At 57.8% G+C, this 10,842-nt stretch carries 11 protein-coding genes; 7 read left to right on the top strand and 4 right to left on the bottom strand.

Annotation, left to right across the window (positions count from 1 at the left end):
- Positions 1-46: 46 nt before the first annotated feature.
- Positions 47-250 (top strand): type II toxin-antitoxin system antitoxin, encoded by a 204-nt coding sequence (locus FHW77_RS06125; protein ID WP_004442898.1) that lies wholly within the window; start codon positions 47-49, stop codon positions 248-250.
- Positions 251-268: 18 nt separating this feature from the next.
- Here FHW77_RS06125 and FHW77_RS06120 read toward each other — a convergent pair whose 3' ends face one another.
- The 3 genes from FHW77_RS06120 to FHW77_RS06110 form a co-directional block, all read right to left on the bottom strand.
- Complete coding sequence (locus FHW77_RS06120) at positions 269-1,408, bottom strand: GGDEF domain-containing protein (RefSeq protein ID WP_004442899.1); 1,140 nt, start codon at positions 1,406-1,408, stop codon at positions 269-271.
- A gap of 136 nt (positions 1,409-1,544) precedes the next feature.
- Positions 1,545-2,987, bottom strand: coding sequence for a UdgX family uracil-DNA binding protein (locus tag FHW77_RS06115; RefSeq protein WP_004442900.1), 1,443 nt, complete (start codon positions 2,985-2,987; stop codon positions 1,545-1,547).
- On the bottom strand, positions 2,987-4,219 hold the full coding sequence (locus FHW77_RS06110) for a putative DNA modification/repair radical SAM protein (RefSeq protein WP_006699637.1): 1,233 nt from the start codon (positions 4,217-4,219) through the stop codon (positions 2,987-2,989). Before FHW77_RS06110 ends, FHW77_RS06115 begins: the two co-directional genes overlap by 1 nt.
- Before the next feature lie 221 nt (positions 4,220-4,440).
- On the opposite strand from FHW77_RS06110, the gene greA reads away from it, so the two are divergent.
- Both greA and FHW77_RS06100 read left to right on the top strand, forming a co-directional pair.
- Positions 4,441-4,917, top strand: a complete 477-nt coding sequence (greA, locus tag FHW77_RS06105) for a transcription elongation factor GreA (RefSeq protein WP_003522847.1) — start codon at positions 4,441-4,443, stop codon at positions 4,915-4,917.
- A gap of 85 nt (positions 4,918-5,002) precedes the next feature.
- Complete coding sequence (locus FHW77_RS06100; protein WP_004442903.1) at positions 5,003-6,058, top strand: glycosyltransferase family 4 protein; 1,056 nt, start codon at positions 5,003-5,005, stop codon at positions 6,056-6,058.
- A gap of 19 nt (positions 6,059-6,077) precedes the next feature.
- Here FHW77_RS06100 and FHW77_RS06095 read toward each other — a convergent pair whose 3' ends face one another.
- On the bottom strand, positions 6,078-6,545 hold the full coding sequence (locus FHW77_RS06095; protein WP_004442906.1) for an Lrp/AsnC family transcriptional regulator: 468 nt from the start codon (positions 6,543-6,545) through the stop codon (positions 6,078-6,080).
- Between the two features lie 250 nt (positions 6,546-6,795).
- Here FHW77_RS06095 and trxB point away from each other — a divergent pair, with 250 nt between their 5' ends.
- The 4 genes from trxB to FHW77_RS06075 all read left to right on the top strand — a co-directional run bounded on the left by trxB (position 6,796) and on the right by FHW77_RS06075 (position 10,815).
- On the top strand, positions 6,796-7,770 hold the full coding sequence (trxB, locus tag FHW77_RS06090) for a thioredoxin-disulfide reductase (protein WP_034498773.1): 975 nt from the start codon (positions 6,796-6,798) through the stop codon (positions 7,768-7,770).
- A 24-nt stretch (positions 7,771-7,794) separates the two neighbouring features.
- Positions 7,795-8,691: a LysR family transcriptional regulator VtlR gene (locus FHW77_RS06085; protein ID WP_034498849.1), complete on the top strand. Its 897-nt coding sequence runs from the start codon at positions 7,795-7,797 to the stop codon at positions 8,689-8,691.
- Between the two features lie 596 nt (positions 8,692-9,287).
- On the top strand, positions 9,288-9,578 hold the full coding sequence (locus FHW77_RS06080) for an ArsR/SmtB family transcription factor (RefSeq protein ID WP_004442911.1): 291 nt from the start codon (positions 9,288-9,290) through the stop codon (positions 9,576-9,578).
- A 121-nt stretch (positions 9,579-9,699) separates the two neighbouring features.
- Positions 9,700-10,815, top strand: coding sequence for an alkene reductase (locus FHW77_RS06075; RefSeq protein WP_006699634.1), 1,116 nt, complete (start codon positions 9,700-9,702; stop codon positions 10,813-10,815).
- Positions 10,816-10,842 lie beyond the last annotated feature (27 nt).

Genomic DNA, 10,842 nt, shown 5'->3' with positions numbered 1-10,842 from the left:
CCATCGCCGATCACCCAGTTCCTGAACCCGCATCTGGAGCAAAAGCATGACTGGACGACCGCCCGGCCCGATGCGTGTAGCTTTCCCACTGCGCATCGAACCGGTGATTTTGAACGCTGTCCGCCAGACTGCGAGCGACGAGCTGCGCAGCATTAACGCGCAGATCGAAATTCTTCTGAAAGAAGCCCTTAGGCAGCGTGAGCGAGAGGTAGGCCATGACCTGGGCCACAAATCGAACGAGAGCGAATAGCATCTGAAACGGCAGGCTTTAAGCCGCCAGTGCTTCCCGTACGCAGTTGCGGCCTTCGCTCTTGGCGCGGTACAGCGCGCGGTCGGCCATGTCGGCCAGCGTCTGGAGATCACAGTGTATCTCGCCGCTTGTCGCAATGCCGATGCTGATTGTCACACCGACACGCAGCCCGCCGCAGTCCACCTCTTTCAAAGCAACCGCGTTGCGAATGCGCTCGCCTATCATTGACGCCTTTTGGCTTCCTGCGCCGGGCAGGAAGATGATGAATTCCTCGCCGCCATAACGGGCCAGCACGTCGCCACTGCGAATACTGCCGCCGATCCGCTTTGCCACTTCCTGCAGGACGCTGTCACCGACGGAATGGCCGAAGCGGTCGTTGATCGATTTGAAGTGATCGATATCGAGTAGCATTGTCGCATCGGTGGGATCAGGCTTTGTGGGCATCGTCTGGAAGAAGAAGCGCCGGTTCTTCACGCCTGTCAGCGGATCCGTATTGGCAAGGATCAACAGTTTCCGCTCCGAGCGTTCAGCCACCAGCACCATCACGAACAGGGCAATCGCAAAGTTGAGCATAATGATGAGGAAGAACGCATTGACGATGTCGATGGAGGCGAGAGAGGGTGAAAGCACCCCCTTTACCACCAGAAGTGAAATCAGCCCCGAGACGGTGGTGATCGCGCCCATCGCGATGCGGGAAAGAAGCGGCTCCTTGCGCCAGCCGCTAAACAGCACCACGGCTGCGCCGAGATAGGCGAGCGCCGCACAGCCATTGAACAGCGCAGCGCGCAACGCATTGTTCTCCGCCACCTCATACGCGAGGACAATCCCGAGAACCACGACAAGACAAGTCCCAAGCAGAGTTTTCGGCGATACAAAACGGCCGTCGCTCAACGCTTTCAGACCAAGCCAGATAAGCGCATAACCTGCAATACCGAATACGATACTGCCCAACCGCCACAAGGCCGGCGACAATATCTTCCACTCGCCATATCCGGCAAGCGTTGAGCCGACGGCCATTGCCGCAAAGCCCGCGGCAAGAGTGACAGGACCGCGCAGGCCGCGATTGGTCAGCATCAAATAAATAAAACTCATTAGCCCCACGATGTAGGAGCATTTTTGCATTAGTATGACTGTTGCAAGGTCAAGTTCACCAAGCATAATACGCCCGTTTATAAATATTTTGATGAGACATATAAAATGACTCGAATAAATTTCAATTAAAACGAAAAACTAACGATGCGCAAAGCATAACAACGCCAAGTTGATATTCGATAAAATATATACATAGAAAAGACTATTCAAAATTTCTTACATAAAGCATGTCCTGTTTGAATTTCTTGATTTCCATCTCTTTAGCCTGCTCATCAGGGAGGCGAAGCAGGTAGGATGGGTGCACGGTGACAAAAAGCGTCCGCCCTTCTTGCATTGGCAAGGGCCGGCCGCGAATCTCCGAGACCTTTTCTTTGCCGCCGGTCAGCGCATATAGCGCCGTTGCACCCATCGCAACGATCAGCTTCGGCTGAACAAGCGCGATTTCCTGGTTGAGCCACCAGCGGCATTGCTCCACTTCCCCCGCATTCGGCCGCTGGTGGATGCGCCGTTTGCCGCGCGTTTCGTATTTGAAGTGTTTCACGGCATTGGTAACGTAAAGCCCGCCGCGGTCCACACCGATCTCTCTGAGCGTCCTGTCGAACAGCTGGCCTGCGGGGCCGACAAAAGGTTTTCCGGCCAGATCCTCGTGATCGCCCGGCTGCTCACCGACGACCATGATCTTCGCGTTTTCCGGCCCGTCACCAAAAACGGTCTGCGTCGCCTTGCAATGCAGGGCACACCGTGTGCAGTGGCGCGCTTCATGCGCCAGCGAAGCAAGCGTGCCATCCGGCAAAGGTGGCTGCTCTTCCCGTGCGGAAGCCGCTGCCTGGAGGCGATGGTGAAACGGCTTCGGTTGGCTCGCCTCCTTCGCCGCCATCTCCAGCACCCGCGCCTCCGCGCCCAGAATCAGGTCAGGGATGAGCTCGGCTTCCGGCAGATTCTTCCAGTATTTCTTCGGCATCTCCGCTGTCATGGCCTTGATCTTCAAGCGGGCCGGGTTGAAAATATTGGCGTAATAGGTCCGCCAGAGATCGTCCGTTTCATCCTTGAGATCAGGCTTGGCGGCAGCCTCCCGTGATGTCTGCAGCAGGTTTCCGTCCCATCGGGCGCTGCCCTTCGGCGAGACAATCAACCAGTCCATGTCGGTGAAGCGACGTTGAAAAAACGGAGCCGTACGTTCGATGATGAAATGGTCCGGTTCGAACCACGCCACGAACCGCCGTCGCCCGCCCTGCCCTTGCGGCAATGACAGCTCCTTGAAACGCACGAAGGCCGTCATCTTGTGATAATCGCGACGGACAGACTTTTCGAGCAGCCGCACATCGGAAACATCCGGATCGGACTTGAACTGCAGCAGGGCCCGATCCCGTTTCAGCCGCCACAATAGCCTGTAGAGCAGCGCGAAACGGCCGGGATCGCTGTGGCAGATGACGGCCTGCGCCAGTGCGACAAATGCGGCAGGTACGGGAACCGGGGCGCCGCCCTCCGTTGGCAATGGCGCACCGGAAAAGTCGAGAAGCCCAAACCCGTCATCCTGCAGCCGCCAGTCGATCTTCTCCGGCGGTATATTGGCCGCAAGCGCCGCGCGCGCAGCATCGCGCCACTCGGTGAAATCCCCCCGCCCCTCCAGCACCGGGCCATACATCACAACAGCGACAATTGTTCAGGCTGCGGCGCAAACATCGCGCGCAGATCCGGCCGTTCGATCAGCTTGCCCGGTGTCCATCCCTCCGCGACGATAAAGGCCTTCACCTTTTTGAGAGATACGCCGAAGCGGGCGATATCTTCCAGCCGCAGGCTGCGGAACTTCCGCGACGAGAGAATCGAGGCAACCGTCTTGGTGCCGAAACCGGGTACACGCAGCAACATTTCGCGATCCGCCGCATTGACGTTTACCGGAAACTGATCGCGATGCTTCAATGCCCAGGCAAGCTTCGGGTCGATGTCAAGATCCAGCATGCCGTTTCCGCCGATAGCGGTTATCTCGCCGATATCGAAACCGTAAAAACGATAAAGCCAGTCCGCCTGATAGAGGCGGTGTTCGCGCATCAGCGGCGGCTTGATGAGTGGCAGGTTCTTCGACGAATCCGGAATTGGGCTGAACGCCGAATAATAGACGCGCCGCAGACCATAGCTTCCATAGAGCCGCGCGCTGGTGGAAAGAATGGTGCTGTCATCGGCACCGTCGGCGCCCACGATCATCTGCGTGCTCTGTCCGGCGGGCGCAAAACGCTTGGTTTTTCGCGTTTTGACGGTAGGCTCGCCCGCCTCCTCGATCTTCAGGCGAATATCGGCCATAGAGCGGCGAATATTGGCGGGCTGCTTTTCCGGCGCAAAACGGCCGATGCCGCTATCGGTGGGCAACTCGATGTTGATCGACAACCGGTCCGCATAAAGCCCCGCCTCCTCGATCAATTTCGGAGACGCTTCCGGGATGGATTTGAGGTGGATGTATCCACGAAAGCCATGGGTGACGCGCAGTTCACGCGCCACACGCACCATCTCCTCCATCGTGTGATCAGAGGAACGGATGATACCCGAGGATAAGAACAACCCTTCAATATAGTTGCGCCGGTAAAATTCGAGCGTCAGCCACACCACCTCTTCTGCGGTAAACCGCGCCCGTTCCACATTGCTGGAAGAACGGTTGATGCAATAGGCGCAATCATAGATGCAGAAATTGGTGAGCAGGATTTTCAGGAGCGATATGCAGCGCCCATCCGGCGCATAGGCATGACAGATGCCAGACCCTTCTGTCGAGCCCAATCCGCCAGAGGCTGCGGAGTTCCGTTTCGCCGTCCCGCTCGATGCGCAGGAGGCGTCGTATTTCGCGGCGTCAGAGAGAATGGCCAGCCGTTGCCTGATTGACTTCTTCATAATAATGTTCACTATATGTTCTCTTGAAGATTGTCAATCAGGATATTCAAGTCATTGGAAAGACAAAGAAATATTGATGCCTCAAATTTGCTGGCATTTCGCTGTCGTCTTCTGATATAGTCCGCTCAGTTATGATTTTGGCATGGTTCCGGAGTTCCCCTCCGGAACCTGTTTCTTTTTGTGTCTGCAGGTAAAGCGACCGGAATGCGAAGGATAAAAAAATGGTAGAAAAAGTACCGATGACCCAGGGTGGATTCGTCAAGCTTCAGGAGGAGCTTCGCTGGCGCCAGCAGGAGGAACGCCCCCGCATCATCGAGGCGATTGCGGAAGCGCGCGCCCATGGCGACCTTTCGGAAAACGCCGAGTACCATGCTGCCAAGGAAGCGCAGAGCCATAACGAGGGCCGCATCACGGAACTCGAAGATCTGACGGCGCGCGCTGAAGTCATCGACCTTTCCAAGATGTCGGGTTCGAAGATCAAGTTCGGTGCCACCGTGAAGCTGGTTGACGAAGACAGCGACGAGGAAAAGACCTATCAGATCGTCGGCGACCAGGAAGCCGACGTAAAGGCCGGCCGTATTTCCATCTCTTCGCCGATTGCCCGCGCCCTGATCGGCAAGGAAGTTGGCGACAGCATCGAAGTCAACGCGCCTGGCGGCGCCAAGGGTTACGAGATCCTCGCGGTTCAGTGGGGCTGATTGCCCCATGCAATGCGCCCGCCAGCGGGCGCATTGCTTTTGACCTGTTGCTCCCCTGAACCAGCCGCAAAGACGGAAGCCCATCTTGTCCCACGTCAGCCTGAAAGATGTGCAGGTGCTTGCGCCGAATTTCAAACGCAGGCTCTCCGGCGTCACCTCTACAATCGTTCAGCTGATACCGGTGCAGAACCGGCTGGGACAGAAGGTCGCCACCATCGGCCCCGGCCTGCCGCCGCATCTGCCGCATGTGCGTTTCCGCGACCTGTGGCGGCTCTGGCAAGGCGGCCCGTTTGGCGGCCCGCGCATCTGGCATGCCCGCCGCAACCTCGAAATGTTACCGGGAATTTTCATGCGTGATGTGCTGCGCATGAAGGTGAAGCTTCTCTTCACCTCGGCCGCGCAGAGGCGGCATTCCGCCTATACCCGTTTCCTGATCTCCAGGATGGATGCCGTGGTGGCCACCAACATCCGCTCAGGCTCATTTCTTGAAGTGCCCCATCGCGTTGTCATGCATGGCGTGGATACCGAACTTTTCCATCCGGCAACCGGTCCTGAGGACACGATAGCCGCGACCGGCCTGCCGGGACAATATCTGATCGGCTGCTTCGGGCGGGTCCGCCACCAGAAGGGCACCGATCTTTTCGTGCGTGCCATGATCGAACTTCTGCCCGCCTATCCGCAATGGACAGCTGTGGTTTCAGGCCGCGTGACGGCGGAACACAAGGCTTTTGCCGAAGCCCTTGAAGCAGATGTCAACGCCGCCGGCCTCGCAGATCGTATCGTGTTTCAGGGTGAAGTTGATGACATCAAGCCGTGGTACAGGCGGCTGACGCTCTATGTCGCGCCTTCGCGCAACGAGGGTTTCGGGCTGACTCCGCTTGAAGCAATGGCCTCGGAAACGGCCGTCGTCGCCAGCAATGCCGGTGCCTACGAGGAAATGATCGTCACGGGCGAGACCGGGGCGGTTGTTGAAGCGGGCGACTATGCATCACTGAGGGATGCAATAAAGACCTATCTCGCCGATCCCGCCATGGCCAAAGTCCACGCGAGTACCGGACTTGCGCATGTGCGCAGCACTTTTCCGCTGGAAAAAGAAGCGGCCAGTCTTGGCGAAGTCTATGAGGCGTTGCGGCGGGGGTAATGCGTCGCAAGCCGGAAAATCAGATTTCCACGAGACCGACGCGCTTGACCTGACGGATGGTCAGCATGGTGCGCACCGTATCGACATTCTCATCCGCAGTCAGAACCTCGATGACGAAGTCCTGAAATTCCGTCAGGTTTCTTGCGACGCAATGTAACAGGAAGTCGCTTTCGCCGGATACCATCCAGGCCTGGCGCACGAGAGGCCACCCGGCCGTCGCCGCGGCAAAGGCCTTCAGATTGCTGTCCGACTGGCGCTTGAGACCGATCATGCAGAAGGCGACGAGATCAAAACCGAGCTTCGGCGCGTTCAACATGGCGTGATAACCCTCGATTACCCCCGCCTCCTCGAGCTTGCGGACACGCCTCAGGCACGGAGGAGCCGAGATACCGACCCTTTCGGCCAGTTCCACATTGGTCATGCGCCCGTCGCGCTGCAATTCGCGCAGGATTTTCAGATCGATGGCATCGAGTTCGACGCTGGTCACGGAGGAGTACCTCGTTAAGCTGGAGAACTTCCTTGTACTATTCGGCGCGGGATTCGCAACAATATGCCGCCAACCGGTCACAAAATTGCGCGTGCATCCACAACTGCCTTGTTGGTAACGCAAGGCTGCCCTTGAATAAAGGCACTAGACAACCTTAAATACCCGCCAACGAAGGGGTTATGGCCCGTCCGCCCTGCCGCGGCTGGAAGGCCCTCGACTGAAGACCCTGCTATTGAGAAGGAAATTTCCCATGTCTGCCCGCCATACCAAGGTATTGATCATCGGCTCCGGTCCCGCAGGCTACACGGCGGCGATCTACGCGGCACGCGCAATGCTGAAGCCGGTGCTGATCGCCGGCATGGAACAGGGCGGTCAGCTGATGATCACCACCGATGTCGAGAATTACCCGGGCTTTGCAGACCCTATCCAGGGCCCGTGGCTGATGGACCAGATGCTGAAGCAGGCGACGCATGTCGGCGCGGAAATCGTCAGTGACCTGGTGACCGAAGTTGAAACCAGCGTTCGCCCGTTCGTCGTGAAGACCGATTCTGGCCAGGTATGGACCGCCGACACGCTGATCATCGCCACCGGCGCCAAGGCCAAGTGGCTCGGCATCGAGAGCGAGCAACATTTCCAGGGCTTCGGCGTTTCCGCCTGTGCCACCTGCGATGGTTTCTTCTATCGCAATAAGGATGTGATCGTGGTGGGCGGCGGCAATTCCGCCGTGGAAGAGGCGCTTTATCTCGCCCATATCGCCAAGACGGTAACGGTCGTGCACAGACGCGACAGCTTCCGTTCGGAAAAAATCCTTCAGGAACGGCTCTTTGCCAAGGACAACGTCAATATCCTCTGGAACACGGAAGTTGCCGAAATTACCGGCGCGCCCGCAAAACCGCCGATGCCGCCCTCCGTTTCCGGCGTCAAGCTGCGCGACACCAAAACCGGCGCGATCAGCGAAAGGCCCATTGACGGCGTCTTCGTCGCCATTGGTCACGCGCCTGCCGTGGAGCTCTTCAAGGGCAAGGTGAAGCTGAAGGACAACGGTTATATGTGGACCGCTCCCGATTCCACCGCCACCGACGTGGAAGGCATTTTCGCGGCCGGCGACGTCACCGACGACATCTACCGTCAGGCAATCACCGCCGCCGGCATGGGCTGCATGGCCGCGCTGGAAGCGGAACGTTATCTCACCGCGCATCAACCGCTTGCTGTCGCAGCGGAATAACTGAAAGGCAGGATAGGCATGGCAATGCCATTGGACTGGGATAAACTGCGCATATTTCATGCCGCAGCCGAAGCAGGGTCTTTCACCCATGCTGCCGACAAGCTGCATTTGTCCCAGTCGGCCATCAGCCGCCAGGTCAGCGCGCTGGAGCAGGATGTCGGCGTCAAGCTGTTTCATCGCCACGCCCGCGGTCTTATTCTTACCGAACAGGGCGAACTGCTCTATCGCACCGCTCACGATGTGCTGCTGAAGCTCGAAACGGTGAAGATGCAACTCACCGAAACGACGGAAAAGCCGAGCGGCAAGCTGCGCGTCACGACGACGGTGGGCCTCGGTCAGGGCTGGCTGACGGACAAGGTGCAGGAATTCCTGCAGCTCTATCCGGAAATGTCGATCCAGCTCATCCTCGACAATGAGGAGCTGGATGTGAACATGCGCCACGCAGATTGCGCCATTCGCCTGCGCCAGCCCCAGCAATCGGACCTCATCCAGCGCAAGCTGTTCACGGTGCACATGCACGTCTATGCCGCGCCGTCTTACATCAATCGCCATGGCGAGCCCCAGTCGGTTGAGGATCTGGACAACCACCGCATCATCTCGTTTGGCGAACCCGCGCCGAACTACCTGCTAGATGTCAACTGGCTGGAAAATGCCGGGCGGTCTTCCGACAATACCCGCACCCCCCATCTGCAGATCAACAGCCAGACCTCGATCAAGCGCGCATGCCTGCTGGGAATAGGTATCGCCTGCTTGCCGGATTACATTGTCGGCCGGGACCCCGGCCTCATCCAGTTATCGCTCGCGGCCGACATTCCGTCATTCGACACCTATTTCTGCTATCCGGACGAGATGAAAAATGCTGCAAAGCTGAAGGCCTTCCGCGACTTTATCGTCGCCAAGGCGCGCAATTGGAATTTCTGACGTTTAAATAGCCGAGGGGCTGAAATAGACGTTATTTTTCAAGGAGATACAGGGGAATTCATGGAAGGGCGACCAGTCGCCCTTCGCCAGCTTTGCACATAAAATATACCTGAAATATCGAGGCCTGCACCCGACGCATGCCTGACCTGCACAAAAAAGAATTGTTTCGTGCACAAAAAAGCACCATATCGCTCTCAGCTGATGCACACGGTGGCTTTTCCTCCCAGTTCCACCGCATCAGCTGTTCCCCTCTGGAGGTTTTTGACCTTCACACTTAAAGGGCCCTGGATACATCCGGCGGCCCTCTTTTTTTACCCGCAAGAATTTTCTCCAAATTGGCGAAATATCGGATGATGCAACCTTGTTTTGCATTGTCGCTCCCACCATATCTTGGTTGGCTGTCACGCTCGCTCAGGCACGCGACAGCTGTTCCCCTCTGGAGGTTTTGACCTTCAAACTTATCAGGCCGCGGAAATATCCAGCGGCCTTTTTTTTGCCGATGCCACCGCGCCCGTGCAGTCCTCACAGAGACGTGACTTGTATATCGATAATAGTCGATATAAATATCGGGTATGCCAGATATTGAAGAAACCCCAATGAACCCGGAGGAAGTCCTCAAAGCCCTTTCGCACCCCGCACGGCTGAAATTTCTGGAATGGCTGAAGTCTCCGGAAAGTCACTTCTGTCAGGAGCATCCGCTCAGCATGGGTGTTTGCGCCAACCAGTTTCAGATCAGCGGCCTGTCGCAATCCACCGTCTCCTCGCATCTTGCGGTACTGCAGGCGGCGGGCCTGATCAGGTCGAAGAAGGTGGGGCAATGGGTGTTTTTTGAGCGCAACGAGGAAACCATCGATGCTTTCCGCAATTATCTGCAAACCAATCTCTGAGCCTCCCAAGCTTTGAGCCCGGGGTGCCGGACGGAACCGCGACACGGTTTCGCACCGGCACCCATATCAGGATAGCGCGCCTGCCGCGCAATTTCGCCAACCGACCAGAAAGTGAAGTCGCATGACCAGTCTTTTCGAACCGGCACAGGCCGGCGATATCGCACTCGCCAACCGCATCGTCATGGCCCCTCTCACCCGCAATCGCTCCCCGGGCGCCATTCCCAACAATCTCAACGCCACCTATTACGAGCAGCGGGCGACAGCCGGCCTGATCGTCACTGAAGGCACGCCCATTTCCCAGCAGGGCCAGGGTTACGCCGATGTTCCCGGTCTTTATAAGCGGGAAGCGATTGAAGGCTGGAAAAAGATCACTGACGGCGTTCATTCGGCGGGCGGCAAGATCGTTGCCCAAATCTGGCACGTGGGCCGAATTTCCCACACCTCGCTGCAGCCGCATGGCGGCCAGCCGGTCGCCCCCTCGGCCATCACCGCCAAATCGAAGACCTATATCATCAATGATGACGGCACCGGTGCCTTTGCCGAAACCTCCGAGCCCCGTGCCCTCACCATCGACGATATCGGCCTCATCCTCGAGGATTACCGCAGCGGCGCGCGCGCGGCACTGGAGGCCGGTTTCGACGGCGTCGAAATCCATGCCGCCAATGGTTACCTGATCGAGCAGTTCCTGAAATCCAGCACCAACCAGCGCACGGATGATTACGGTGGCTCCATCGAAAACCGCGCTCGCTTCCTGCTGGAAGTCGTCGACGCGGTGGCGGAAGAGATCGGCGCCGGCCGCACCGGCATCCGCCTCTCGCCAGTTACCCCTGCCAACGATATTTTCGAGGCTGATCCGCAACCGCTCTATAATTACGTGGTTGAGCAGCTGGGCAAGCGCAATCTCGCCTTCATTCATGTCGTTGAAGGTGCGACGGGCGGTCCGCGCGATTTCAAGCAGGGCGACAAGCCTTTCGATTACGCGTCCTTCAAGGCGGCTTATCGCAATGCCGGGGGCAAGGGCCTGTGGATCGCCAACAATGGTTACGATAGGCAGAGCGCCATCGAAGCCGTGGAAAGTGGCAAGGTTGATGCCGTTGCTTTCGGCAAGGCCTTCATCGCGAATCCTGATCTGGTGCGCCGCCTGAAAAACGACGCGCCGCTGAACGAACCGAACCAGCCGACCTTCTATGGCGGCGGCGCCGAAGGTTACACCGACTATCCGGCCCTCGCCCAATAGTAATGAAAAAGACGCCGCATCGTTGAT

This window comes from Agrobacterium sp. RC10-4-1 (assembly GCF_014138475.1).
In the GTDB taxonomy this organism is placed as follows: Bacteria; Pseudomonadota; Alphaproteobacteria; order Rhizobiales; family Rhizobiaceae; genus Agrobacterium; species Agrobacterium pusense.
Note: the sequence above shows the minus strand (reverse complement) of the source record. Positions and strands in the feature narration are given on the sequence as shown.

Excerpts from the sequence above, each read along its gene's own strand:
- FHW77_RS06125 (WP_004442898.1), top strand. The coding sequence starts at position 47 with ATGACTGGACGACCGCCCGGCCCGATGCGTGTAGCTTTCCCACTGCGC.
- FHW77_RS06120 (WP_004442899.1), bottom strand. The coding sequence starts at position 1,408 with ATGCTTGGTGAACTTGACCTTGCAACAGTCATACTAATGCAAAAATGC.
- FHW77_RS06115 (WP_004442900.1), bottom strand. The coding sequence starts at position 2,987 with ATGTATGGCCCGGTGCTGGAGGGGCGGGGGGATTTCACCGAGTGGCGC.
- FHW77_RS06110 (WP_006699637.1), bottom strand. The coding sequence starts at position 4,219 with ATGAAGAAGTCAATCAGGCAACGGCTGGCCATTCTCTCTGACGCCGCG.
- greA (WP_003522847.1), top strand. The coding sequence starts at position 4,441 with ATGGTAGAAAAAGTACCGATGACCCAGGGTGGATTCGTCAAGCTTCAG.
- trxB (WP_034498773.1), top strand. The coding sequence starts at position 6,796 with ATGTCTGCCCGCCATACCAAGGTATTGATCATCGGCTCCGGTCCCGCA.
- FHW77_RS06085 (WP_034498849.1), top strand. The coding sequence starts at position 7,795 with ATGCCATTGGACTGGGATAAACTGCGCATATTTCATGCCGCAGCCGAA.
- FHW77_RS06080 (WP_004442911.1), top strand. The coding sequence starts at position 9,288 with ATGAACCCGGAGGAAGTCCTCAAAGCCCTTTCGCACCCCGCACGGCTG.
- FHW77_RS06075 (WP_006699634.1), top strand. The coding sequence starts at position 9,700 with ATGACCAGTCTTTTCGAACCGGCACAGGCCGGCGATATCGCACTCGCC.